The organism is Allokutzneria multivorans (assembly GCF_039537405.1).
Lineage (GTDB): Bacteria > Actinomycetota > Actinomycetes > Mycobacteriales > Pseudonocardiaceae > Allokutzneria > Allokutzneria multivorans.
On the sequence record NZ_BAABAL010000005.1, the window covers coordinates 210,406 to 235,048 of the forward strand.

Annotated in this window: 24 protein-coding genes and 1 tRNA gene; 17 read left to right on the forward strand and 8 right to left on the reverse strand. The window is 69.4% G+C overall.

Annotated features, from left to right (window positions below; all coding sequences use genetic code 11):
* Positions 1–7: 7 nt before the first annotated feature.
* Positions 8–661 (forward strand): 5,6-dimethylbenzimidazole synthase, encoded by a 654-nt coding sequence (gene bluB / locus ABD798_RS04950; protein ID WP_344871313.1) that lies wholly within the window; start codon positions 8–10, stop codon positions 659–661.
* An 85-nt stretch (positions 662–746) separates the two neighbouring features.
* Positions 747–2,312 carry a tetratricopeptide repeat-containing diguanylate cyclase gene (locus ABD798_RS04955; protein WP_344871314.1) on the forward strand — a complete coding sequence of 522 codons (1,566 nt, stop codon included), beginning with the start codon at positions 747–749 and terminating at the stop codon, positions 2,310–2,312.
* Between the two features lie 22 nt (positions 2,313–2,334).
* Here the strand turns inward: ABD798_RS04955 and ABD798_RS04960 are convergent, their stop codons facing one another.
* Together ABD798_RS04960 and ABD798_RS04965 are read right to left on the reverse strand one after the other, a co-directional pair.
* Positions 2,335–2,982: a response regulator gene (locus tag ABD798_RS04960; RefSeq protein ID WP_030427006.1), complete on the reverse strand. Its 648-nt coding sequence runs from the start codon at positions 2,980–2,982 to the stop codon at positions 2,335–2,337.
* Positions 2,983–3,146: 164 nt separating this feature from the next.
* Positions 3,147–3,797, reverse strand: coding sequence for a peptidoglycan recognition protein family protein (locus ABD798_RS04965; protein WP_344871315.1), 651 nt, complete (start codon positions 3,795–3,797; stop codon positions 3,147–3,149).
* A gap of 143 nt (positions 3,798–3,940) precedes the next feature.
* Between ABD798_RS04965 and ABD798_RS04970 the strand changes: the two genes are divergently transcribed.
* A tRNA-Arg gene (locus tag ABD798_RS04970) sits at positions 3,941–4,016 on the forward strand.
* A gap of 131 nt (positions 4,017–4,147) precedes the next feature.
* Positions 4,148–4,639: an NUDIX domain-containing protein gene (locus tag ABD798_RS04975; RefSeq protein ID WP_344871316.1), complete on the forward strand. Its 492-nt coding sequence runs from the start codon at positions 4,148–4,150 to the stop codon at positions 4,637–4,639.
* Here ABD798_RS04975 and ABD798_RS04980 read toward each other — a convergent pair.
* The gene (locus ABD798_RS04980; RefSeq protein ID WP_344871317.1) at positions 4,590–5,519 is read right to left on the reverse strand and encodes an alpha/beta fold hydrolase; all 930 of its coding nucleotides are present in this window, start codon (positions 5,517–5,519) and stop codon (positions 4,590–4,592) included. The genes ABD798_RS04975 and ABD798_RS04980 overlap by 50 nt on opposite strands.
* Before the next feature lie 165 nt (positions 5,520–5,684).
* On the opposite strand from ABD798_RS04980, the gene ABD798_RS04985 reads away from it, so the two are divergent.
* The 7 genes from ABD798_RS04985 to ABD798_RS05015 all read left to right on the forward strand — a co-directional run bounded on the left by ABD798_RS04985 (position 5,685) and on the right by ABD798_RS05015 (position 12,973).
* Positions 5,685–5,990: a hypothetical protein gene (locus tag ABD798_RS04985; RefSeq protein WP_344871318.1), complete on the forward strand. Its 306-nt coding sequence runs from the start codon at positions 5,685–5,687 to the stop codon at positions 5,988–5,990.
* On the forward strand, positions 5,987–7,282 hold the full coding sequence (locus ABD798_RS04990) for a hypothetical protein (protein WP_344871319.1): 1,296 nt from the start codon (positions 5,987–5,989) through the stop codon (positions 7,280–7,282). Before ABD798_RS04985 ends, ABD798_RS04990 begins: the two co-directional genes overlap by 4 nt.
* Before the next feature lie 78 nt (positions 7,283–7,360).
* Positions 7,361–9,121, forward strand: coding sequence for a Xaa-Pro dipeptidyl-peptidase (locus ABD798_RS04995; RefSeq protein WP_344871320.1), 1,761 nt, complete (start codon positions 7,361–7,363; stop codon positions 9,119–9,121).
* A 30-nt stretch (positions 9,122–9,151) separates the two neighbouring features.
* On the forward strand, positions 9,152–9,595 hold the full coding sequence (locus ABD798_RS05000) for a helix-turn-helix transcriptional regulator (RefSeq protein WP_344871321.1): 444 nt from the start codon (positions 9,152–9,154) through the stop codon (positions 9,593–9,595).
* 10 nt (positions 9,596–9,605) lie between these two features.
* The gene (locus tag ABD798_RS05005; RefSeq protein WP_344871322.1) at positions 9,606–10,016 is read left to right on the forward strand and encodes a VOC family protein; all 411 of its coding nucleotides are present in this window, start codon (positions 9,606–9,608) and stop codon (positions 10,014–10,016) included.
* Positions 10,017–10,086: 70 nt separating this feature from the next.
* Positions 10,087–12,477 (forward strand): ATP-binding cassette domain-containing protein, encoded by a 2,391-nt coding sequence (locus tag ABD798_RS05010; RefSeq protein ID WP_344871323.1) that lies wholly within the window; start codon positions 10,087–10,089, stop codon positions 12,475–12,477.
* Positions 12,478–12,679: 202 nt separating this feature from the next.
* A complete protein-coding gene (locus ABD798_RS05015; RefSeq protein ID WP_344871324.1) occupies positions 12,680–12,973 on the forward strand; it encodes a DUF6355 family natural product biosynthesis protein in 294 nt (97 codons plus the stop codon).
* Between the two features lie 66 nt (positions 12,974–13,039).
* Here ABD798_RS05015 and ABD798_RS05020 read toward each other — a convergent pair whose 3' ends face one another.
* From ABD798_RS05020 to ABD798_RS05030, 3 genes are all read right to left on the reverse strand, one after another.
* The gene (locus tag ABD798_RS05020) at positions 13,040–14,968 is read right to left on the reverse strand and encodes an ABC transporter ATP-binding protein (protein WP_344872855.1); all 1,929 of its coding nucleotides are present in this window, start codon (positions 14,966–14,968) and stop codon (positions 13,040–13,042) included.
* Between the two features lie 26 nt (positions 14,969–14,994).
* Positions 14,995–15,549 carry a TetR/AcrR family transcriptional regulator gene (locus ABD798_RS05025; RefSeq protein ID WP_344872857.1) on the reverse strand — a complete coding sequence of 185 codons (555 nt, stop codon included), beginning with the start codon at positions 15,547–15,549 and terminating at the stop codon, positions 14,995–14,997.
* A gap of 71 nt (positions 15,550–15,620) precedes the next feature.
* On the reverse strand, positions 15,621–16,757 hold the full coding sequence (locus ABD798_RS05030) for a Zn-dependent alcohol dehydrogenase (protein WP_344871325.1): 1,137 nt from the start codon (positions 16,755–16,757) through the stop codon (positions 15,621–15,623).
* A 171-nt stretch (positions 16,758–16,928) separates the two neighbouring features.
* Here ABD798_RS05030 and ABD798_RS05035 point away from each other — a divergent pair, with 171 nt between their 5' ends.
* The gene (locus ABD798_RS05035) at positions 16,929–17,726 is read left to right on the forward strand and encodes an erythromycin esterase family protein (protein WP_344871326.1); all 798 of its coding nucleotides are present in this window, start codon (positions 16,929–16,931) and stop codon (positions 17,724–17,726) included.
* A gap of 11 nt (positions 17,727–17,737) precedes the next feature.
* Here the strand turns inward: ABD798_RS05035 and ABD798_RS05040 are convergent, their stop codons facing one another.
* Positions 17,738–19,066: an aminotransferase-like domain-containing protein gene (locus tag ABD798_RS05040; protein WP_344871327.1), complete on the reverse strand. Its 1,329-nt coding sequence runs from the start codon at positions 19,064–19,066 to the stop codon at positions 17,738–17,740.
* Between the two features lie 62 nt (positions 19,067–19,128).
* Between ABD798_RS05040 and ABD798_RS05045 the strand changes: the two genes are divergently transcribed.
* Together ABD798_RS05045 and ABD798_RS05050 are read left to right on the forward strand one after the other, a co-directional pair.
* Positions 19,129–19,929, forward strand: a complete 801-nt coding sequence (locus tag ABD798_RS05045; protein ID WP_344871328.1) for an alpha/beta fold hydrolase — start codon at positions 19,129–19,131, stop codon at positions 19,927–19,929.
* Between the two features lie 5 nt (positions 19,930–19,934).
* Positions 19,935–20,696 carry an SDR family oxidoreductase gene (locus ABD798_RS05050; RefSeq protein ID WP_425549160.1) on the forward strand — a complete coding sequence of 254 codons (762 nt, stop codon included), beginning with the start codon at positions 19,935–19,937 and terminating at the stop codon, positions 20,694–20,696.
* Here ABD798_RS05050 and ABD798_RS05055 read toward each other — a convergent pair.
* The gene (locus tag ABD798_RS05055) at positions 20,644–21,354 is read right to left on the reverse strand and encodes a class I SAM-dependent methyltransferase (RefSeq protein WP_344871329.1); all 711 of its coding nucleotides are present in this window, start codon (positions 21,352–21,354) and stop codon (positions 20,644–20,646) included. The genes ABD798_RS05050 and ABD798_RS05055 overlap by 53 nt on opposite strands.
* Before the next feature lie 90 nt (positions 21,355–21,444).
* On the opposite strand from ABD798_RS05055, the gene ABD798_RS05060 reads away from it, so the two are divergent.
* The 3 genes from ABD798_RS05060 to ABD798_RS05070 are packed head-to-tail and all read left to right on the forward strand — an operon-like array spanning position 21,445 to position 24,581.
* Positions 21,445–22,842, forward strand: a complete 1,398-nt coding sequence (locus tag ABD798_RS05060) for an alpha/beta hydrolase (protein ID WP_344871330.1) — start codon at positions 21,445–21,447, stop codon at positions 22,840–22,842.
* 18 nt (positions 22,843–22,860) lie between these two features.
* Positions 22,861–23,934, forward strand: a complete 1,074-nt coding sequence (locus tag ABD798_RS05065; protein WP_344871331.1) for a sensor histidine kinase — start codon at positions 22,861–22,863, stop codon at positions 23,932–23,934.
* The gene (locus ABD798_RS05070) at positions 23,931–24,581 is read left to right on the forward strand and encodes a response regulator (RefSeq protein WP_344871332.1); all 651 of its coding nucleotides are present in this window, start codon (positions 23,931–23,933) and stop codon (positions 24,579–24,581) included. The genes ABD798_RS05065 and ABD798_RS05070 overlap by 4 nt, the downstream gene beginning before the upstream one ends.
* The last annotated feature ends 62 nt before the right edge of the window (positions 24,582–24,643 follow it).

The window sequence follows — 24,643 nt, forward strand, 5'->3', positions numbered from 1 at the left end:
CGTCGCGGTGGCCGCACCGACCGAAGTCTCCGAGTTCTACGACGTGCTGTTCCGGCGCCGCGACGTGCGCGGCGAGTTCACCGGTGGGCCGATCGCGGAGGACGTGCTCGACCGCGTCCTGGGGGCGGCCCACGCCGCCCCCAGCGTCGGGCTCTCGCAGCCGTGGGACTTCGTGCTCGTCAGCGACCGCGACACCCGCAGGTCCTTCCGCGACCACGTCCAGGCGGAGCGCAGCGTGTTCGCCGCTTCGCTGGAGGGCGAGCGCGCGGAGACCTTCTCGCGGATCAAGGTCGAGGGCGTGCTGGAGTCCACCGTCGGCGTCGTGGTGACCTACGACGCCGACCGGGGCTCCCCCGCCGTGCTCGGCAGGCACGCGATCGCCGACGCCGGGTTGTTCTCGGTCTGCCTGGCGATCCAGAACCTGTGGCTGGCCGCGACCGCCGAGGGGCTCGGCGTGGGCTGGGTGAGCTTCTACCGCGAGGACTTCCTGCGCAGGCTCCTGGGCGTTCCGCAGGGCGTGCGCCCGGTCGCGTGGTTGTGCCTCGGGCCCGTGGAGCGGCTCGCCGACACCCCTGATCTGGAGCGACACGGGTGGCGCAGTCGGCTACCTCTTCATGACGTTGTGCACCACGAGCGGTACGGGCAGCGACGGGAAAGGTAGCCTGTCGGCAGATCGCGCCTGGTGAGGGCAAGGACGGCGCGGTCAGCCGGGGTCAGGGGATGCCGAGGACGTAGTGGATCACGACGTGGATCACGACGAGCCGCTGGCGGCGGGACAGATCCCGCGGCAGGACCGAGAGGTCCGGTCGCTGCTGGACTCCGGCCGCGTGGTCGAGGCCAACACCCTCTTCGACGACGTGGTCTCGCGCACCCCCGCGTCCGGCGGTGACCGCTGGCGCAGGGCGACCGTGCTGGTCTACCGCGCCGTGGTGGCGTGGCGGCTCGGCCGCATCCCGCTCGCGCTCGAACTCGCCGCCGAGGGCTGGACGGAGCTGGACTCCGAGCGCCCGGTCGGTGCCGCCGCCGCGCAGACCATCGGCATGCTGGGCTACCTGCTCGACGGCATCGGCCACCGCCGCGCCGCGCTGGACATGACGCGGCTGTCGGTGCAGGTGGCCAGGGACTCCGGCGACGCCCAAACGCTTGCCCACTGCTTGCAGCGGCTGGGTGGCACGCTCAACTTCCGCGCGGTCGACGCGCCCGAGGAGGCGGCTCGGCAGATCTTCGGCGAGGCCGCCGTGCTGCTGGAGCAGGGCCTTGAGCTGATCAGCGAGGGCTACGTGCACCGCGCGCTGCTCGGCGCCTACTCGCGCTCCCTCGCGGGCATCGGCGAGCTGGACCAGGCCGAGAAGACCGCGAAGCAGGCGGGCGAGCTGGCCCGGCGCGCCGAGGATTGGTGGGGCCAGGCGGTCAGTCACTGGGTGCTCGCCACGGTCCAGCGCGCACGCGGGGACCTCGCCGAGGCGCGCACGCTCGCCGCTCGGTCCGTCGCGGAGGCGGAGAAGATCAACGACACCTCCCTGCTGTTCCGGTTCTCGCTGGACCTGGCCGACATCTGCAACTCACTCGGCGACGCCGTCGGCGAGGCGGAGGCGCTGCGCAGGAGCCTCAAGTCCAGCCGCACAGCCGTGGAGACCTTGCAGGAGGGCTTGGGCCAGGCGTTGGAGCAGCGCAGGCTCGCCGTGCAGGCCCAGCGGCTGGCGATGGCGGCGCAGGAGGCCGCCGCGCGGGACCCGCTGACCGGGCTGGCGAACCGGCTCGGCCTGGAGCGCGCCGCGCCGCAGCTGCTGGAGCGGACCGCCGCGCGCGGGCGGATGCCCTGGCTGGTGCTGGTCGACGTGGACTGGTTCAAGGGCGTCAACGACGACGCCGGGCACGCTGCCGGAGACGCGGCGCTGCGCGAGATCGCCCAGCTGCTGCGCCGCGAGTGCCGCACTGACGACCTGGTGGCGCGGTGGGCGGGCGATGAGTTCGTGGTGCTGCTCGTCGACGCCAACGAGGACCGGCACAACGTCGGGCCCGTGGTGGCCGAGCGCATCCGCGCGGCCGTGGACGATCACGACTGGTCGATGGTGCTTGGCGACATCAGGCGCCCGACCGTGAGCATCGGCGTCGCGGCCGGCCCGGCCAAGCTGGACCAGCTCTTCGCGGCGGCCGACATCGCGCTCTACCGGGCGAAGCGCCACGGCAGGAACCGCGTGGAGGTCCAGCCCTCGCTGAACGGCGGAGTCGACGGCGGAGCGGACGGCGGGGTGGACGGCGGGGTGGACGGGACCGTGCTGGCGCCCGAGCAACCCGTCGGCCTGGAGTGATCCAGACCGACAGGTCACCCGATCAGGCGATCAGCCCGCCGCGGTAGGCGACCAGGGCGGCCTGCACCCGGTTCACGGCTCCTATCTTGCCGAGCACCGAGGACACGTAGCCCTTCACCGTCGCCTCGGACAGGTGCAGGGCACCGCCGATCTCGGCGTTGGACATGCCCTGCCCGATGAGCGCGAGCACCTCCCGCTCGCGCTCGGACAGGGACCCGAGCAACGTCCGAGCGGGCTCAGCGGCGCGCTCCCCGTTCGCGACCGCCGCGAGCACGCGGGCGGCCACTCCGGGATCGAGCACCGCTCCGCCGCGTGCGACGTCGCGCACCGCCCGGACGAGCTGGGCGGGTTCGGTGTCCTTCAACAGGAAACCGCTGGCACCGAGGCGTAAGGCCTCGCTGACGTACTCGTCGATGTCGAACGTGGTGAGCATCGCGACCCGTGGCGGGTCCGGCAGCGCGCGCAGCCGTCGCAGGGCGGACAGGCCGTCCGTCGTGCGCATCCGGATGTCCAGCAGGACCACGTGCGGGCGAAGTTGCCGCACCCGGTCCACCACGAGGCAACCGTCGTCACACTCTCCGACAACCTCGATGTCACCAGCACTCGACAAGATCATTCGAAGACCGGATCGAACGAGATCCTCGTCATCGACCAACAGAACTTTGATCACGGACGCCTCCCCGACTGACGCGTCGTGTTCACGGGCTTGTACCGGAGGGCAGTATCACCCACCGGCGTTACGGTCCGGTTATCTCACCACGTCAGGGACTCCGGCGCGACACCCAGTCGGGGAACAGCGGTGAACGGAGGGTTACCAGCGACGAGCCTCGCTCCTCAGCCGAGCAGCTTGGCCACGTCCTGCCTCAGCTTTGGCAACATGCTGTAAAGCTTGTTGCCAGGGCAGTCAGTCGAGTTGTAGTCCCGGTGCCCCTTGATGTTGGCAACCTTGATTCCGTACTGCTGGCAGATGTAGGCGCACATCGTCACCAGCGAGGCCCAGAGCTGCTCCGGCGGCTTCGCCGTGTGGTAGGTCCCCTCGTTCTCGATGCCGATGTGCGTGGAGTTGTGCCCGCCCACGTGCGCGCCCAGAACGTGCTGCTTGCCGCCCTTGAGCGCGGCCAGGCTGCGGTGCCGCCCCTCCAGGATGTGGCCGCCCCGGCTGATCGTGAACTGCTGCCCGCTGTCGATCCACCCGTTGCTGTTCATGTGGTGGTTCTGCACCGAGCGGGCCAGCGAGTACGCGTGCGCCTTGCTGTAGTCGGTCGAGTTCGGGCTCTCCGTCTGGTGCACGATCAGCACCGTCGGCTTGTGGCCGAGCAGTTGCGGCGTCGACTTCGCGGGCCGCGCGCTCCAGCCCGCGCAGTTCACGATGCTCGGCGCGGGGACGGCCAGCGCGGGCGTCGCGGTGCACAGCCCGGCGCCCATGACCAGGCCGGCACCGGCGACGCCTCGGAGCAGGGCACGGCGGGAAAGTTCACTGTCCACGGGGAACCTCCGCAGTTCGGAAAGAGTCTTTCCCAACTGTGGTCCGGCGCGCGCACGACGGTCAACGCCACCCCATCAAGCCCGTCGAAGCGGCCCACCCGCCAACCGGCTTGGCCGTGGGTCGTATGATCTAGCCGTTGCGCGCCTCTGTAGCTCAGGGGATAGAGCATCGGTTTCCTAAACCGTGTGTCGCAGGTTCGATTCCTGCCAGGGGCACCAACGACATCAGGCCCTGACCAGCATCAGCCGGTCAGGGCCTGATCTTTTTCGCCCCCCGCTCCCCCGGTTCAGAACCTCCTCGGCATACGTGTTCGAACTTTCACGTTCAGTGCCGTGGCAGGGTGGCGGCCATGTATCTCTCCGAACAGGACCGCATCGAGGTGGAGCGCGGTGAGTTCACCGGGCGCGCGTCCATGACGATGGTGTTGGACGAGGACGATCGCGTTCTGCTCAACCTGCGCGACGACAAGCCCGAGATCCTGTACCCGAACCACTGGGCCATCCTCGGCGGCGCGGCGGAGCCGGGAGAGTCGCCGGTCGTCACGGCACGACGGGAACTGGGCGAGGAGATCGGCTCGGCGGTCGAGGAGTTCGGCGAGTTCGAGCACTTCTGCTCGGTGATCGACCGAGGCGGTCACCGCCACCTGGTGTCGGTGTTCATCACCCGCACCACGATGCCGTCGACCGAGTTCACGCTGACGGAGGGCCAGGAACTGAGGTTCTTCGCCTTCGAGGAGCTCGACAGCATCACCATCACGCCGTTCGTGCGCCAGGTGCTGAGCGCGTACCGCGCTAGCGGGCGGGCACCGAAGCCAGGTGGGCGAGGAGGTGGGAGTTGGTGACGGCGGGGGCTTCCTCGGGGATGTTGTGGCCGATGCCTTCGAGGTTCTCCAGGCGGTAGGGGCCGGTGACCCAGTTCTTCGTCGCCTGGACGCCGGAGGGCGCGACCATGGCGTCCTTGGTGCTGGCGATGAAGAGGGTCGGCACCGCGACGCGCTGCTCGTAACCCCGGAAATCGTTGGCGCGGTACCAGTTCAGCGCGGCGGTGAGGGCGCCGGGCTGGGAGAGCCGCTGGAAGTACTCGGCGCTCCGCTCGGGTGAGACGCCCGGCAGCTTCGGCGGTCCCGACGCGAGGATCTTGTCCTCGGGGACCGGCGAGGGCTGCCGGAACATGTCCATGTACTTGGAAGCCTCCTTCTGCGCGGGATCGGAGCGCAGCGCCTCCGCGAACGCGCCGAGGTGCGGCACGGACACGGCGGTCAGCGTGCGGATCCGGTCCGGGTGCCGGGCGGCGGCGACCCAGGAGACGGCCGCGCCCCAGTCGTGGCCGACGAGGTCGAACTGTTTCCAGCCAAGGGAATCGGCCATCGCGACGACATCGCCGACGGCGTGGTCGAGCCGGTAGTTCTCGACGCCGGTGGGGCGGACGCCGGGCGAGTAGCCGCGCTGGTCGGGCGCCACGGCCCGGTACCCGGCGGCGGCCAGGGCGCGGAGCTGGTGCTCCCACTCGATGCCGAGCTCGGGAAAGCCGTGCAGCAGAAGCACTTTTCGGCCGTCCAATGGTCCGGCGGCGACGGCGTCGAAGGTCCCCGCGGCGGTGGAGATGCGCAGCGGCGTGATCTGGGACGGCTCGGCCGCCGTTGTGCAGCCCGCGAGGCCGAGGACCGCCGCGCCGGCAGCGATCAGCTTGATGAGAACGCGACGGGAGTGGGAAATCGCCATGCGGTGAGCCTGCTCGCGCGCGGGGAAGAACGACATCGGGCGCGCCCCCGGGCTCGTACTGGGGGAAACCCCACTGCCCGCACGGCTGCCTTTTCGGTCAACTCCACGAGCCCCTGGCTGCCTAACGTCGACGGGGACGGTCATCGGCTCAGAAGGGGCTCAACCGTGACGAACTCGGAGACGCTCGCCTATCACAAGCAGTTGCTGGACTACCAGGTCATGGGATTCGACGCGGCGAAGAACGGCGACTTCGAGACCGCCATCCAGATCTGGACGAACATCCTCAACGACGCGCCGACGCGGGAGTTCTTCGAGCAGAGCCGCGAGGCGCTGATGGAAATCGCCTGGAACCTGGCGACGGTGCACTACGCCAACGGTGACGCGGACACCTCGCGCACGATCTTCGAGCAGTGGGGGTTCCCACCGTCGGAATTCGAGAAGGTCCTTGCAGGGGAAGGCGAAGAACAGTGACGGTCACGCTCGACAAGGACGTTCTGGGCCTCTCCGACTCGGATTGGCAGACGATCGTCGAAGAGACTGACGCGTGGAACGACGACTTCACCACGGACGAGTTGAGTATCGCCCAGCTCAAGAAGGTGATCGCGGTCGTCGACGGGCTTTCCACGACGTACACGGCGTTGGCGGACCTCAGCGTCCAGTTGAGGGCGGAGCTGGAAACCCGGAAGAACCCTCCGGTCACGACCACGACAACGACGACGACAACGACGACCGTTTCCGCCGCGACGGTGGAAGACGCCGGAATCCCAGAACCTCCCGCAGAGGGCTTGGCGCCCGTGACGGTGGGGGTTCAGCACCCTGTCGACGTGGGCGAGACCTACGACCTGCCGCAGGAACACACCAAGGTCGGCGGATTCGCGAGCGGCAAGATTCCCTTGCGCCAGAAGAACCTCGTCGACCTGGCGGTGAAGGCGTACTACGGCGTGAACCGAGAGGACGTCGTCGCCGACATCAAGAACAGGTATGACGCGGTGAACGCGGAGCCCTACACCGAACCCGCTGACGCGGAGGAGATCCGGAACAGCAAGCGGCCGGGCTACAAGGATTCGGACGCGGTGATCACGGGCGGGAACGGCACGTATCCACCGCATTGGCCGGTCGTGCCGACTGGGCCGGTTCCCGTGCACGGGCAGAGCGTCACGGTGTTCCGCGACCACGGCCACTCAGGTCAGGCGTACACCGGCATCGTGCGGTTCGGGAGTCGTTCAACCACCACCGGCGCCCCGGAAGATCCCAAAATCATTCTGTTTCCGACGCAGGCCGAGGGCGCCTATCTCGAAACGGGCGTGCGGACTCATCCCCTCGATGACAGCGTGCTGAAGGACGCCTCGGTCTACGGTGAGAAACCGGGCGAGTACACGACGCACAGCGGCCAGGGAAACCTGTCCAGTCACGGGAAGCTCTCCGAGCACATCGCGGCGAAGGACGCGTACTCCAGGCTGGCCGCGGAAGGCAAGAACTACCAGGAGAGCGGCCTGACCATCGGCTTCACGGTGATCAGGGGCGGGGATTCGACCGCGCACAAGTTCTCGTTCATCTCGCGCAGCAGCAACAACCCGACCTTCGCTCTGCTCTCCCCCGACGAGGAAGCTCGCGCTCTGGATTCCGGGGGCGAGACCGCTGTCACCAAGCTCGTGCTGGCGCGCTCAGGGCAGTACGGCCTGTCGACCAAAAGGGGTGGCGCGGTGACGAGGGAATGGGCGGACAAAATCATCAGTTCCGTCGAGGCTGCCGTCAACGGATGACGAGCCCACCGAATAGGCCTTCGGGCAACGCCGAACCGAATTCTGCGAAACAGGGAAGACCGGAATAGCATTCCGAGAATGAGGCGTGTACGAACGGTTCTGCTGGCCGCGCTGGTGGTGTTGCCGCTGACCGGCGCGCACACGCCGCCGCAACAACCGGTGTTCGCCGACGGCGAGGCCCAGCCGGTGTTCGATCCGGCGGACCTCGTGCGGGAAACGGTGTTCGTGCGCGTTCCCGTCGACAGCGACCGGGACGGCAAGGACGACGAGATCCGTGCGGTCGTGGTGCGCCACCGAGCGACCGACCAAGGCGTGAAAGCGCCTGTGCTCTACCGGATCAGCCCGTACTTCGGTGGCGGGCAGCGAATTCCGGTGCACAACGTCGACGTCGAGCTGCACGTCCCAGGCAGTGGTGGCCCTGAGGGGAACCCGAATTCCGGCCCGAGTCCCCGCGACATCCCGGTGCACGCCGACGAGCCCTACTACCTGGCGCGCGGATATGCGTTGGTGTACGCGGATTCTCTCGGCACGGGTGACTCCACGGGCTGTCCGAGCAGTGGCGGCCGGAGCGAGGTCCTCGGTGCGCGTTCGGTCGTGGATTGGCTCAACGGCCGCGCTACGGCGCGCGACGCCGACAACAAGCCTTCGATCGCGTCGTGGACGACTGGTAAGACCGCGATGATGGGCTTGTCCTACAACGGAACTCTGCCGAACGCGGTCGCGGCAACGGGCGTGCAGGGCCTTGAAGCGATCGTGCCCATCGCCGCGATTTCCAGTTGGTACGACTACTACCGCGCAAACGGTGCTGTCGTCGCGGCCGCGCCTTATCAGGGCGAGGACGCCGACTGGCTGGCCACGCGCGTCAACAGCCGTGCTGACCGGGAGATCTGCAAGCCGATGCTCGAAGAACTCACGCGGCAGCAAGACCGCGTGACCGGTGACTACAACCGGTTCTGGGATGAGCGCAACTACCTCAAAGACGCCAACAAGGTGCGTGCGGCAACGCTCATCGCGCACGGTTTGAAGGACTGGAACGTCAAGACCAAGCAAGCCGCGCAGTGGTACAGCGCATTGAAGGCCAACAGGGTGCCACTGAAGCTCTGGTGGCACCAAGGCGATCACGAGTCCCCGGAATCGCTGCGGAAGGACGAGTGGCAGAAGACGCTCAACCGCTGGTTCACCCGCTACCTGTTCGGCCACCGGAACAACGTCGAAGCGGAACCCCGCGTCACCATTCAGCGCGAGGACGGCACATGGGTCAACGAAATCGACTGGCCCACTCCGGGCAGCACTGACGTCTCGGTGCACCCGAAGCCGGGCGGCGCGCTCGGTATCACAAGGGGCACGGGCGTGGAAAAACTGACCGACGACGCCACGAAGAAGCTCGCGCAACTGATTCCCGAGCCCGCGAACCGGTTGCTCTACACCACACCCGCGGCGAAGAACGCCGTGCGCATCAGCGGCACGACCAGGGCCGAGCTGAGGATCGCCTTCGACCGCCCTGCGGCGAACGTGACCGTGGCCCTCGTGGACCGCGCGCCGGACGGCACCACGAAGGTGATCACGCGTGGCTGGACGGACCCGCAGAACCGCGCACGCCTCGACCGCACCGATCCGGTCAAGCCAGGAGAGCCGTACTCGCTCGCCTTCGACCTGCAACCGATGGACTACGTCGTGCCCGCGAACCACGCGCTCGGGCTGGTGCTGCTCTCCAGCGACCGCGAGCACACGCTCCGCCCCAAGCCGGGCACGGGCCTCGCGGTGCACCTGGACCGAACCGGGGTGAGCGTGCCCGTGCTCGGCGGCCGTGCCGCTTTCGAGACCGCTTTCGGTCGCTGACCTGGCCGAACGTGTGGCACGATCGCGGGCGTGACCAGCAGGCCGACGCCCGAGCAGCACCTGCGCGACCTGGCGAGGCTGCGCCGGGTCAAGGACCGCATCGACCGCGAGTACGCGAAGCCGCTGGACGTCGAGGCCCTGGCGCGCGGGGTGAACATGTCGGCGGGGCACCTCAGCCGCCAGTTCCGGCTCGCCTACGGGGAATCGCCGTACGGCTACCTGATGACGCGGCGCATCGAGCGGGCCATGGCGCTGCTGCGGCGCGGCGACCTCAGCGTCACCGAGGTGTGCTTCGAGGTGGGGTGTTCGTCGCTGGGCACCTTCAGCACCCGGTTCACCGAACTGGTGGGCATGCCGCCGAGCGCCTACCGGCGGCATGCCGCCGACGCGACCGCCGGGATTCCCTCGTGCGTGGCCAAACAGGTGACCAGACCGATCAGGAATCGAGAAGCGCGCTCCCCCGGGCACACATAGCCTGACCGGCATGGATTTGAACATTCACGCCAGCTTCCTCCCCCAGGACGACCCCGAGGCGGCGCTGTCCTTCTACCGCGACACGCTCGGTTTCGAGGTCCGCAACGACGTCGGCTACAACGGCCTGCGCTGGATCACGGTCGGTCCGGCCGGGCAGCCGCGAACGTCGATCGTGCTGCACCCGCCCGCCGTCGACCCGGGTGTCACCGATGACGAGCGCCGCACCATCACCGAGATGATGGCCAAGGGCACCTACGGCAGCATCGTGCTGGCCACGGCCGACGTCGACAGCGCCTTCGCGCGGCTCGTGGAGCACAAGGCCGAGGTCATCCAGGAGCCCGCCGACCAGCCCTACGGCGTGCGCGACTGCGCCGTGCGCGACCCCGCGGGCAACACCGTCCGCATCCAGCAGACCGGCTGACCCCGACCCCCACCCCCCTTCGCCGCGACGACGCAGGCGGCCACGGCGCACCAGCATGGAGACGAAGAGCATGGCCACGAAGAAGAAGGCGCAGCCGCCTGTGCCGGAGCAGCACCTCGCGGACAGCCACGACCTGATCCGCGTGCACGGCGCGCGCGTGAACAACCTCAAGGACGTGAGCGTCGAGATCCCGAAGCGCCGCCTGACGGTGTTCACCGGCGTCTCCGGCTCCGGCAAGAGCTCGTTGGTGTTCAGCACGATCGCGGCCGAGTCGCAGCGGCTGATCAACGAGACCTACAGCGCCTTCCTCCAGGGCTTCATGCCGTCGCTGGCCCGCCCCGAGGTCGACGTGCTCGAAGGGCTGACCACCGCGATCATCGTGGACCAGCAGCGAATGGGCGCCGACCCGCGCTCCACCGTCGGCACCGCGACCGACGCCAACGCCATGCTGCGCATCCTCTTCAGCCGGGTCGGCAAGCCGCACATCGGCTCACCGCAGGCGTTCTCCTTCAACGTGGCCTCGATCAGCGGCGCGGGCGCGGTCACCTTCGAGAAGGCCGGGCAGAAGGTCAAGGAGCGCAGGGACTTCAACGTCGTCGGCGGCATGTGCCCGCGTTGCGAGGGCCGTGGCTCGGTGAACGACATCGACCTGAGCCAGCTCTACGACGAGGACAAGTCGCTCAACGAGGGCGCGATCACCATCCCCGGCTACAGCATGGAGGGCTGGTACGGGCGCATCTACCGGGGCTGCGGCTACTTCGACCCGGACAAGCCGATCAAGAAGTTCACCAAGAAGCAGCTGCACGACCTGGTCTACAAGGAAGCCACCAAGATCAAGGTCGAAGGCATCAACCTGACCTACCTCGGGCTGGTGCCGCAGATCCAGAAGTCCTTCCTGTCCAAGGACAAGGAGGCGATGCAGCCGCACATCCGCGCCTTCGTCGAGCGCGCGGTCACCTTCACCACGTGCCCGGAGTGCGACGGCACCCGGCTCAGCGAGCTGGCGCGCTCCTCGAAGATCAAGAAGGTCAACATCGCCGAGGCGTGCGCGATGCAGATCAGCGACCTCGCCGAGTGGGTACGCGGGCTCAAGGAGCCGTCGGTGGCGCCGCTGCTGGAGAAGCTGTTGCACGCCTTGGACTCCTTCGTGGAGATCGGCCTCGGCTACCTCTCGCTGGACCGGCCCGCTGGCACGCTCTCCGGTGGTGAGGCGCAGCGCGTGAAGATGATCCGGCACCTCGGCTCGGCGCTGACCGACGTCACCTACGTCTTCGACGAGCCCACGATCGGCCTGCACCCGCACGACATCCAGCGGATGAACGATCTGTTGGTGCAGCTGCGGAACAAGGGCAACACGGTGCTCGTGGTCGAGCACAAGCCGGAGGCGATCGCGATCGCCGACCACGTGGTCGACCTCGGTCCCGGAGCCGGAGCCGGCGGCGGCACGGTGTGCTTCGAGGGCACCGTGGACGAGCTGCGGGCAAGCGACACCACGACCGGCCGCCACCTCGACGACCGCGCGTCCATCAAGGACTCCGTGCGCGAGGCCACCGGCGCGCTGGAGATCCGGGGCGCCACCAAGCACAACCTGCGCAAGGTCGACGTCGACATCCCGCTGGGCGTGCTGTGCGTGATCACCGGCGTCGCGGGCTCCGGCAAGAGCTCGCTCGTGCACGGGTCGGTGCCCGCCGGAGCAGGCGTGGTGTCGATCGACCAGAGCCCGATCCGCGGTTCGCGGCGGAGCAACCCGGCCACCTATACCGGCCTGCTCGAACCGATCCGCAAGGCCTTCGCCAAGGCCAACGGCGTGAAGCCAGCGCTGTTCAGCGCGAACTCCGAGGGCGCGTGCCCCACCTGCAACGGCGCGGGCGTTGTCTACATGGATCTCGGGATCATGGCCAGCGTCGCCAACCCCTGCGAGGAGTGCGAGGGCAAGCGGTTCCAGGCGGCAGTGCTCGAATACCGCTTGGGGGGCCGCAACATCAGCGAGGTGCTGTCCATGTCGGTCGCCGAGGCCGAGCAGTTCTTCGGCTCCGGCGAGGCCCGCATCCCGGCCGCGCACGCCATCCTCGAACGGCTCGCGGACGTCGGGCTCGGCTACCTGAGCCTCGGCCAGCCGCTGACCACGCTCTCCGGCGGTGAGCGGCAGCGGCTGAAGCTGGCGACGCACATGGCGGAGAAGGGCGGGATCTACGTGCTGGACGAGCCGACGACCGGCCTGCACCTCGCCGACGTCGAGCAGCTGCTCGGCCTGCTGGACCGGCTCGTCGACTCCGGCAAGTCGGTGATCGTCGTGGAGCACCACCAGGCCGTCATGGCGCACGCGGACTGGATCATCGACCTCGGCCCCGGCGCCGGGCACGACGGCGGCCAGATCGTCTTCGAGGGCACGCCCGCCGACCTCATCGCCTCCCCGAAAACGCTGACCGGCAAGCACTTGGCGGCCTACGTCAAGGGCTGACACCACCACCGCGACTCGACCCTCTTTGGCCAATTCTGTTGGATGCGCGAGAATGCTCCAGGTTGCTTCACTTGTGGGCGATTCAGGGCATTGCGAAGCAATTTGTGCGCAGTTGTCTGCGCGCTACGGTTCCGACACGCCTGCGCATGATCATCGCGCTTCCTGCCGTTCCCGGCGCTCTCGCCGCTCCAGAAAGGCCCCAATGAAGATCGCACAAGCTCTCGCCGCACTTGCCGTCGCAGTCGGCTCGATGGCGGGAACCGCCGTGCTGACCGCACCCGCCGCGGACGCGGCGCCGTGCGGTTTCTACGTCACCTCGGACAACACCGCCAGGTACAACCACTGCGGCGAGGACTCGATCACCATCAAGGTGCGCTGGCTGGGAATGTTCCCCTTCGAACGCTGCATCGGGCCCGGCGACCACGCACTGGAGGACCCGAACGCACCGGGCGACAAGTTCATCTCCAACGCCTGGTACGTGCGCAGCGGCTGCTGATCGCCGTTTCCGGGAAAGGCCCTCCGCTCTCAGGGATCAGCGGAGGGCCTTTCCCGTTCTGCTGGCTCAGCGCTGATCGAGGTAGGCCTGCGCTTGCAGGTCGAACAGCTCGGCATATCCGGCACCGGCCGCCATCAGCTGCTCGTGCGTGCCGTACTCCGCGACCTTTCCCTTTTCCAGCACCAGGATTCGCTCCGCCTGGCGCACGGTGGAGAAGCGGTGCGAGATGTAGAGCGTCGTCCTGCCGGAGGCCAGCTCGCGCAGCCGCGAGAACAGCTCGTGCTCGGCCTGCGCGTCGAGCGCCGAGGTGGGCTCGTCGAGGATGAGCAGCGGTGCCTCGCGGTGGAAGGCCCGCGCCAGAGCGATCTTCTGCCATTCGCCGCCGGACAGGCTCACGCCCTTGTCGAACCACCGGCCGAGCGGGCTGTCGTACCCGCGCGGCAGCCGGTCGATGCGCTCCGCTGTGCCCGCGCGCCGTGCCGACTGTTCGATGTGTTCCCTGTCCTCCAAGCGGTTCAGGTCGGCGAGGCCGATGTTCTCCGCCGCCGTGCCCTGGTAGGTCACGTAGTCCTGGAACATCGCGCTGATCTGCGCGCGCAGCTCGACCGGGTCGTACTCACGGATGTTCACGCCGTCGAGCAGGATCTCGCCGCCGTCCGGGTCGTAGAGCCTGCACAGCAGCTTGAACAGCGTGGACTTCCCGGCGCCGTTGCGGCCCACCACCGCCACCGTCTCCCCCGGGCGGATCTCGAAGCTCACGCCGTCCAGCGCCGCCTCGTCCGCGCCGGGGTAGGTGAAGGTGACGGAGCGGAACTCGATGTGACCATCCACTGTGGACGGAAACGGGCGGGGCTTCGCGGGCGGCCCGATCTCCGGCTCGGTGTCCAGGAACTTGTAGAGCGTGTCGAGGTAGAGGTTGTTCTCGTACATCCCGGAGAACGCGGTGAACAGGCCGGAGACCGAGGTCTGCACGGCGGTCGCGGCGGCGGTGTAGAGCGCGAGGTCGCCCAGGGTCAGCCTGCCCGCGACGGCCTCCAGCGCGATGTAGAGCGCCATCACCGAGCCCGCGAGCGTGCTCAGCAGCCCCCACGAGGTCGAGCTGACGCTGCCCTTCACGGCCAGTTTCCGTTGGCGCTCATAGGAGACCTCGCCGAGCTTGCGGAAGCGGTCGACGAAGTAGCCGCCGAGCCCGAAGAGCTTGGTCTCCTTGGCGTAGGTGTCCGTGGTGACCAGCGAGGACAGGTAGTCCATCCGCCGCTTGATCGGCGACATCAGGAAGGTCTGCCAGAACGTGCGCGCGCCGTACTTCGACTGCGAGATGAACGCCGGGATCGGCGCCAGCAGCGCGACCAGCGCGAGCACCGGGCTGACCACCACCAGCAGCACGATCATGCTGCTGAAGGTGATCGCCGAGCGGACGAGGCCGAGTGCCGAGGTCATCATCGACAGCGGCCGGCGCGGCGCCTCCTGGGCGGCCTGCCGCAAGGTGTCGTAGGACTCCGAGCCCTCGAAGTACGCCAGGTGCAGCTCGCTCGCGTGACCCATCACCTGGTGCCGCACGGTGAGCGTCATCCGCTCCTGCAACAGCGTCTGCGCGACCATCGTGACCGCGCCGCAGATCGAGGACAGCCCCAGAACCCCGAACTGGAGCACGGCCACCCACACCACGCCGGATGTGGTGCCCTGGTGCTGGATCGCCGCGACGACGGAGTCCAGCAGCAGCTTGGCGACGTAGGCGGTGGCCGTCGGGAGCAGGCCGGACACCAGTGTCACCAACGTGATCACGATGGTCAGCACCGGGCTCGCCTGCCAGGTCAGCCTGGCCACCTTCGGCAGACCGCTGACCGTGCCCGCGATCGACGCGCGCATGCGTGCGAGACGGGACCGCACACCCTTCGGGCGCTCCGGCGGCGCGGGCTCCGGGATGTCGGCGGAGCCGGTCAGGCCGCTGTCGGGAACCGTCGCGGGAGGCCTTCGCCCTCGCCGCGCGAGCATCGCGGCTTCGAAGCCGCCGCCCGGCATCATGCGGCCCCCACTGCGCCGTGCAGGAAGACGTCGATGATCTGGCTCGTGGTCGGGCTGGCCTCCAGGCTGAGCCGCTTGCCGCTGAAGAGCAGGGACAGGAACAGCGACGCGAGCTGGTCAGCGGGAAGGCGCAGGCGGCCCTGCTCCGGTGCGAACAGTTCCGTCACGGCCTCCTGCATGGCGGTCATCGACTCGCGCCGACCGCCCTTCATCGGCGAGCGACGCGTCCGGCCGAGCGGGTGCAGTGCCGCCATCAGCGCGCTCATCCGCTCCAGGTGCGCGCCGAGCGCCTCAGCGGCTTCGGCGAGGCGCGCCTCCAGCGGCTGGTCGAGCGGGATCTCCGCGATCGCGTCGAGCACGTGGTCCGGGCGCAGCGCCTCGACCGTGCACGCGTCGAAGAGTTCCTCCTTGTCCTTGAAAGCGCGGAAGATCGTGCCTTCGCCGATCCCGGCCGCGCGGGCGATCTGGCTGGTGGTGACCGTCGGGCCGTGCTCGACCAGCAGCGGGAGCACGGCGTGCACGATCATCGAGCGCCGCTCCTCGACGCTCATGCCCGGGGCCCTTCGCCGGGTGTTCTCCGTGGGTGTCATGCCACCAGTGTGCGGAGTGAGCACTCACTCCGTCAACCGAGTTGCAGCACGCCGCGCAGGTTGCGCCCGGCGGCGAGGTCGGCGTACCCCTGGTTGATCTCGTCGAGCCGGTAGCGGCGGCTGACCAGTTCCCCGAGCTTCAGCGAGCCCTGCCGGTAGAGCCGCAGCACCTCCGGGATGCCCGTGCGCTGGCTCGCCGAGCCGTACACCGACCCGATCACCGTCTTCTGCCCGCGCAGCAGTTCGATCGGCGGAACCGGTGTCGTGGCAACGCTTTCCGGAGTCAGCCCCGTCATCACCACCGTGCCGCCGACCGTCGTCGCCCGGCTCGCGTCGAGCAACGTCGCGGCCGGGTCCACGCACACGAAGGCGTGGTCGGCGCCGACGCCCTCCGTCAGCTCGCGCACTCGCGCGGGTAGATCGACCCCCGCTCCCGCCTGGATCGTGTGCGTAGCACCGAAAGTCCTCGCGGCGTCGAGCTTCCACGCGTGCAGGTCCACGGCGATGATCACCTTGGCGCCCGCCAGCCGCGCCCCCTGCACGGCGTTCATCCCGTCACCGCCGACGCCGATCACCACCACGCTGTCCCCGCTGCGCACGCGCGCCGCGTTCGTCACCGCGCCGACGCCCGCCGGGACTCCGCAGGACGCGAGCGCCGCGACCTCGAACGGGATGCTCTTGTCCACAACGACCACGCTCGCCTGGTCCACCACCGTCCGCTCCGCGAAGGCTCCGACCAGGCAGAACGAACCCACGTCCCGGCCAGCGGCATCGCGTCGGCGGTAGGTGCCGTCGAGCTGCGGGCCGCGCGCGATCCGACTGCTCTCCGCGCAGCGGTGGTGGGCTCCGGCGCGACACCACCGGCAGACACCGCACGCGGGCAGCCACGTGAGCGCGACGTGGTCGCCTGTTTCGATGTCGCGGACGGCCGCACCGACGGCTTCCACGACTCCGGCGCCCTCGTGCCCCATCACCATCGGCTGCATCCCCACTTGGCGCTCGCCCCGGAGCACGTGCAGATCCGTGTGGCAGAGGCCGACCGCCACCATCCGCACGTGAACCTCCGTCGGCCTCGGCGGGTCGAGCTGGATCGTCTCCACCGACAACGGCTGGCCGACGCCTCGGAACAGCGCCGCACGGGTGGTGGTTCGGGCACTCGGTCCGCTCACAGCCATCGCTCCTGTCAGCGCCAGCAGGGTTCGTCTTGACAGCTCCATGCTCTCCACGCTGTTCGCGGCGCCGTGAAACGCTTGTGAGGCTTGAGAAAGGACTCTTCTTCCACTCGACGGAAGATGCCTTGCGCTTGACCTCAACCGTCATTGAGGTTGCAGGCTGGGGCCATGACCCACCCCGTCGCCCTCGATCCCACCGCCGAGCCTGGCGACCTGCTTCCGCTCGTCGCCGCCGTCGGCAACGCGAAGATCGTCGCGCTAGGCGTTTCGTGCCGCACTTCGCGCGAGCTTTCCCTTTTCTCCCAGCGGGTTCTGCGCGTTCTCGTCACGCGATCCGGCTTCCGAACGCTCGCGTTGGAGGGCGATGACGCGACCAGCGCCCGCCTCGACGACTACGTGCGCACGGGGATCGGCGATCCTCGCGCACTGCTCGCCGGAGCGCGTCCCTTTTGGCGCACAGAGGAAATCCTGGACACGATCCGCTGGGTCCGCGCCCACAACGAGGAGCACCCTGACGACCCCGTCCGCATCGCGCACCCACCGCGTCCCGGCTCCGGCGCCCTTGAGCGTCAGCTGGCCGACGACGTCATCGCTTGGCGGGAGCGGACCGGCCACAAGATCGTGTACTGGGGCGGATTGGCCCACACCGCCGTCGCTTCCGGCACTGCGGGCGGCTACTTGCGCGAGCGGTACGGGTCGGACTTCGCGTCGATCGGCCTGACTTTCCACCACGGCAACGTGCTCTTCCCCGTTCCCGCTCCCCCTCCGGACTTCGCCGAAGCCGCGTTCGACCCGGTCCTCGACGCCTTCTACCTCGTCCCGCCGCCGCACTCCGACGCGCGCAAGACCCGCTTCATCGGCCCGCTCCCCGACGCCGAGCAGCACCTCTCCGACGGCTCGCTCCGCCAGTGGTTCGACGTCGTCTTCCACGTCCGCGAAACCACCCCCGTCCACCTCTTCCCCTGAGCCAGGAGTGGCTAGTGGATCAGCTCGGAGGACTCCGGGGCGGAGCGGGCGATCGCGGCGAGGGTGCGGAGTGCGGCCGTGAGGACGTCCGGGGCGGGCGCCGACGTGGCCAAGCGCACGGCGTTCGGAGCACGGCCAGAACCCACGGTGAACGCGGCGGCGGGGCTGACCGCGATCCCCCGGCGAGCCGCCGCGGCCACGAATGTTTCGGCGCGCCAAGCCTCGGGCAGCTCCCACCAGCAGTGGTACGCCTGCGCGTCGCCAGTGATCGCGAAGGACGACAATTCCTTGCGCACCAAGGCTTGCCGCGCCGACGCATCCGAGCGCTTCGCCGAAGCGATCACTTCAGCGGTCCCGTCGGAGATCCAGCACGAAGCGGCCGCGAGCGCGAAGCCCGGAGCCGCCCACGTGCCCGAGCGCACGGCTCCGGCGATGCGTTCGACGAGAGCCGTTGGTGGCACGAGGAATCCGACGGTGAGGCCGGGCGAGATGCGCTTGGACAGGCTGTCCACCACCACCGTGTGCGCGGGGGCGAAGGCGGCCAGCGGCGCGGTCTCGTCGCGGAGGAACGTGTAGATCGTGTCCTCGATCGCACAGATGCCCAAGTGCTGCAACACTTCCGCGATTGCCTCACGGCGCTCGCGCGGCATCGACGTGCCCAGCGGGTTGTGCAGCGTGGGTTGCAGGTACACCGCGCGGACGTTGGCCTGGCGCAACGCATCCGGGTCGATGCCGTGCGAATCCATCGGCAGCGGCACGAGCGTGATGCCCAGCCGCGCCGCGATGGCCTTCACCACGGGGTAGGTCAGCGCTTCAACGCCGAGCCGTTCGCCGACCGGCACGAGCGCGGCGATGGCGGCGGCGATCGCCTGGCGGCCGTTGCCCGCGAAGACCACGTTCTCCGGCGAAGGCGTCCAGCCGGTGCGGGCCAGCAGTGCCGCGGCGATCTCCCGCGTAGCCGGATCGCCTTGCACCACAACGGGGTGCAGGGCCGAGCCGAAGACGTCCGGGCGCATCAGCCGCTCCATGCTGCGCGCGAGCAGGCCGGGTTGTTCGGGCAGCACGGAGAAGTTCAGCTCAAGGTCGACGCGCGCTCCGCCCGGCTCGGCGAGCGCAGTCTCCAGCGGCGGTTTGCCCGCGCGGACGAACGTACCCCTGCCGACCTCGCCGACCGCGAGGCCCCGCCGCACCAGCTCGCCGTACACCCGCGCGGCGGTCGAGCTGGCGATGCGGTGCCTGCGCGCGAACTGCCGCTGCGGGATGAGCCGCTCACCAGGACGCAAACGCCCGGCGGCGATGTCGCCCGCGATGGCGTCCGCGATCACTCGGTAGTCGTCCACTGATTGCTCCGAGAACATTGCTTTGATTGCACTCGCTATTGCGTGAGCTTAGCGTCGTTGGCATGAGTACGGTAACCCTCGGCGGCATCACCTTCGGCTACGACGACCTCGGCTCCGGCGACCGGGTGCTTGTCCTGGTGCACGGCCACCCCTTCGACCGCACGATGTGGCGCCCGCAGGTCGAGCACTTCGCGGAGCGCGGCTTCCGGGTGATCGCCGCCGATCTGCGAGGCTACGGCGAAACCACTGTGGTGCCAGGAAAAACGCTGTTGAGCACGTTCGCGAAGGACATCGCGACGCTGCTCGACCACCGCGGCGTCGACCGCTTCGCGCTCGGCGGGCTGTCCATGGGCGGGCAGATCGTCATGGAGTGCTTCCGGCAGTTCCCCGAGCGGATCACCGGCCTGCTGCTGGCCGACACCACGGCCGAGGCCGAGACTCCGGACGGCAGGCGCAACCGCGCCGAGATGGCCGCACGATTGCTCCGAGAAGGCATGCGCGGGTACTCCGAGGAAGTGCTGTGGAAAATGGTCGCCGATGACAAGGACGCCGCCGACCACGTGCTCCGGATGATGCTCGCCGCACCACCGGAGGGCGCGGCGGCGGCACTGCTCGGGCGGGCCGAGCGCCCGGACTACCTCGACCTGCTCGGCGAGGTCGAGGTGCCCGCGCTCGTGGTGGTCGGCACGGAGGACGAGTACACGCCGATCAGTGACGCACGGCTCATGCACGAGCGGCTCCAGGACTCCACACTGGTGGTCGTGGAAGGCGCCGCGCACATGCCGAACCTCGAACGGACCGAGGAGTTCAACCGCGCGTTGCACACTTTCCTCGACAGGATCGCAGACCGAGCAGAACGGTGATCTTCGTGACCAGCAAGAAGACCGTGTTCGTGACCGGGGCCAGCGCCGGGTTCGGCGCCGCCATCGCGCGCAGGTTCGTCGCGGAGGGCGCACGCGTCGTCGCCACCGCCCGCCGCGTCGGCAAGCTCACCGAACTGGCGGACGAGCTCGGCCCCGACGTGCTCCCGATCGAGCTGGACGTGCAGGACCGCACCGCCGTCGAGGCCGCGATCGCCACCCTGCCCTCGGAGTTCTCCGAGGTCGACGTCCTGGTCAACAACGCGGGTCTGGCCAAGGGCATGGAACCCGCGCACAAGGCCGACCTCGACGACTGGGAACAGATGATCGACACCAACTGCAAGGGGATGGTGTACTGCACCCGTGCCCTGCTTCCGGGCATGGTGGCGCGCGGCCGGGGCCACGTGATCAACCTCGGCTCCATCGCGGGCACCTACCCCTACCCCGGCGGCAACGTCTACGGCGCCACCAAGGCCTTCACGCACCAGTTCAGCCTCAACCTGCGCAGCGACCTGCACGGCACCGGTGTCCGCGTCACCTGCGTGGAGCCCGGGATGTGCGGCGGGACCGAGTTCTCCACGGTGCGCTTCGACGGTGACACGAGCAAGGCCAACAGCGTCTACGCGGGGATGACGCCGTTGAGCGCCGAGGACATCGCGGAGTCGGTGCACTGGGTTTCCGCGCAGCCGCCGCACTTCAACGTCAACACCATCGAGCTCATGCCGGTGGCGCAGAGCTTCGCGGCGTTCCAGGTCCACCGGGAGAGCTGATCGCCCGCACCACCGCTTGATCGTGCCGCCGCCACGGGGTTCCCACTTCGGCGAACCCTGCGGCGCGCAGCGCGTCCACGTGCCACGACACGGGCGGGTAGAAGTCCGCAGACGCCCCGTTCTGGTGTCCCACAAGGGCTTCCAGAGCCGGGTGAGCGGCGATCCCGGCCCACCACCGCGCCCACGCGTCCGAGGGTTCGGTCCGCACCGGCGCGTCCGGCATCCGGTCCGCGTTGGCGAACACCCCGCCCGGCGCGAGAACCCCGCGCACCTCGCGGTAGAGCCTCCGCAACGGCTCCGCCGCGAAACAGTGCATGGCGGTCATGGTCAGCACGAAGTCGTACTCCTTGTGCGGCAACGCTTCCGTCCAGCCCGCCGAGCCCAGATCGGCCCGCACCAGCTCCACGCCCGGCAGCGACGCCTCCGCGATGGCGAGCAGCGCCGGGCTGAGGTCGAGCACGGTCACCTCCGCGCCGGGCAGCCGGTCGAGCAGCCTCCTGGCGAGCGTTCCCGTCCCGCCCGCGAGGTCAAGCACGCGCGCGGGCGCCCCTACCAGGTCCACGAGCGCGCTCGCGGCCTCCTCGCGGCAGGGCAGGTAGACCTCCTGCTGGCGGTCCCACTCCGCCTGGATGGCCAGCGCTTCTTCCTTCGTCAGCATGGTGCCAGCTTAACGAAAACGATTATCAATTCAAGAAAGATCTACCCCAGGGCAGACGACACCGCCCGCCCCTCAGGTCACGCTCGACACATGAGGACAGCGATCACCACCATCGCCGTCGTGAGCCTGCTGGCCGGGCTCACCGCGACGGCGGGCGCCTCGGAACCGTTGCGCTGGCGGGACTGCGGCGAGGGCGTCCAGTGCGCCGACGTCCGGGTTCCCGTGGACTGGGCGCGGCCGCACGGGGCGCGGACCAGCATCGGTCTCGCCAAGATCCCCGCGCGGGACCAGGCGAGCAAGCTCGGCCCGCTCGTGGCCAACCTCGGGGGGCCGGGCGCGACCGTCCCGCACGTGCCGCAGCTCAAGGGCAGCTTCGCCGAGCTGACGAAGTGGTTCGACGTGGTCGTCTTCGACCCGCGCGGCTTCGGCGCGAGCCGGGGCGTCACGTGCCCGAAACCCGCCCCGGTCCCCGATCTCAAGGCATGGCCACCGAACCGGGAGGCCTTCGAGAGCTACGCGGAAGCCAACCGGCGCTTCGCCCAGGACTGCACTCCGGCCCTGGGAGCGTTGCGGGACGAGCTGAACTCGTGGCAGGGCGCGCACGACCTGGACGCGATCCGTGTGGCGCTGGGCCAGCGGAAGCTGAACTACTACGGCAACTCCTACGGGACCGTCTACGCGCAGAACTACGTCGAGATTTTCGGCGACAAGGTCGACCGCATGTACCTGGACAGCGTGTTCGACCACACCAACCCGGACATCAGGTCCTGGTCCCTGTCGGGTCCGGCGGTGACCGAGGCCAACTTCCACCGCTTCGCGAAGTGGGCCCAGCAGGACGCAGGCTCCGCCTTGCGCGGCAAGGACGTCCTCGCCGTCTGGGATCGCGTCATCACTGCGGCACAACGGAATCCGATCCCCGCTCCGGGCGCGGGCCGCACCGTCGCCGCCACGGAGATCGTCATGGCCGCGCCGTCCGGCTTCGAGCAGGAGTGGCCGAACTTCGCCAAGGCGCTGGCCCAGGCCGACACCGGTGACGCGACGCTGATCGCGACCAGGCGGCTGGGCGGCATGGACCCCGACCTGTCCAGGATCGCGCTCTGCTCCGACTTCCCCTACGACGTGAGCTACGACAGCCTCAAACGGGTCGAACGGGAGGCCCGCGAGCGCGCACCGCGCGTGGGCTGGCGCTCGGTGTGGCTGATGGGCTACCACTGCGCGGGGCTGCCGAAGGTCGGCACCTACCCACCGAAGCCGATCAAGGCCAGGGAGCTCCCGCCGATCCTCGTCGCCAGCGGCAACCACGACGACGGCACGCCTCCCGAGTTCGCCAAGCGCGTCTCCGCGCAGCTGCCCGGCTCGCGCTACCTCAGCGCGGAGGGCGGGCACGCGCAGTACTGGGCCGGGCGCAACGCCTGCTTGCGCGATCGGGTGCACCGCTACCTCGTCGGCGGCGAACTGCCCGCGCCCGGAACCCACTGCGCCGCCTGACTGGTGTACCAACGTCGCATGTCCACCACCAGGGACGCCCTCGGCTGCGCGGCGATCGCGGCCCTCGTCTTCGGCGCCGCGCTGCTGGAGGGCTCGCCCGCCCGGCCGATGGCGCTCGCCGTGCTCAGCGTCGGCGTGACGGCGCCGTTGATGCTGCGCGAGCGGCTACCGATCACCTCGGCGGCGCTGGCGTCCTTGGTGGCCCTGCTCGGTTTCGCGATACCCGGCTGGTCGGGGAAGGTGGTGGCGATGGTCGCGTGCGGGGCCGCCGCCTACCACCGCCCCAACCGGCTGGCCGGGGTGCTGGCCGTGTCGATCCTCGGCTTCCTGCTGGTGCCCGCCGTGGTCGCGTCCCGGCCGCTCGGCACCACCGCCGTGCTCACCGAAATGATCATCACGTCGATCGCCCCCGCCGTCCTGGGCTACGCGATGCGACTGCGCGCGGAGCGCGGCGAGCAGCTGGCCCGCCTGCACCGCGCCGAGGCCGCGCGGACGGTCGCTGAGGAGCGGGCGGGCATCGCGCGCGAGGTGCACGACGCGGTCGGCCACCACCTGACCGCGATCCGCATGCAGGCGACCGCCGCGCGACACGTGCTCACCGACGCCTCCCCCGTGGCGACGACGACGCTGAACACGATCAACGACCTGGCCGCGCGAGCGCTGAGCGAGGTGCGCGACATGCTGGAAACCTTGCGCGACAAACCTTCCGGCTCGCGCGTCAATGAGATCGCCGACCTGGTCTCCCGACTGTCCACATCGGACATTGAGATCACCTTCACCGAGTCCGGAGCGCTGCACGAGCTGCCGCCGCTCGTCGACCACGGCGGCTACCGGCTCGCCCAGGAGGCGCTGACCAACGCGATCCGCCACTCCGGCGCGGACACGATCTCGGTCAGCGTCGCGCGCGAGCCCGACTCCGTCGTGATCACCGTGGAGGACAACGGTTCCAGCACCTCCGTCACCGACGAGGGCTCGGGAGTCCGGGGCATGCGCGAGCGCGCGCGGCTGCTCGGCGGAACCGTGACGATCAGCGCGGCCCGACCGCACGGCTGGCGCGTCCGCGCCGTGCTCCCGGCGAGGGGGGCGCGGTGATCCAGGTGATCGTCGCCGACGACCAGGCCGAGGTCCGCTCGGCGCTGCGGCTCGTGCTCGACGCCGAACCGGACATCGAGGTGGTGGCCGAGGCCGCCGACGGCGTGGAAGCAGTGCTCAGGACCGAGCAGCGGCGCCCCGACGTGCTGGTGGTCGACATCCGGATGCCCCGCCTCGACGGGATCGGCGCGATCACCAGGCTGGCGGCCTCGGCGAGCACCACCAGGATCGTCGCGCTGACCACCTTCGGCATCGACGAGTACCTCTTCGGAGCACTGCGGGCGGGGGCGACCGGGTTCCTGCTCAAGGACTCCGAGCCACGGCTGCTGCTGGACGCCGTCCGCGCGGCGCACCGGGGGCACGGGCTGGTCGACCCGCAGGTGACGCACCGGCTGATCGACCGCTTCGCCAGCCTCAGCCCGCGCCCGGCCACCGAGGAGCTGGACCGGCTGACGCCGAGGGAGCGCGAGGTGCTGCTGGAGATCGCGCTCGGGCTGAGCAACGCCGAGATCGCCGGGCGGCTGTGGATCGAGGAGGGCACCGTCAAGACGCACGTGGTGCGCGTGCTCGCCAAGCTCGGCCTGCGAAGTCGCGTGCACGCGGTGATCTACGCGCACGAGCACGGGCTGGTGCCGCGCACGCGCTAGGGACCGGCGCGGGCAACACGCACTGTTCCCCGACAGTGTCGCCCGCGCCGACCGATCCGTTC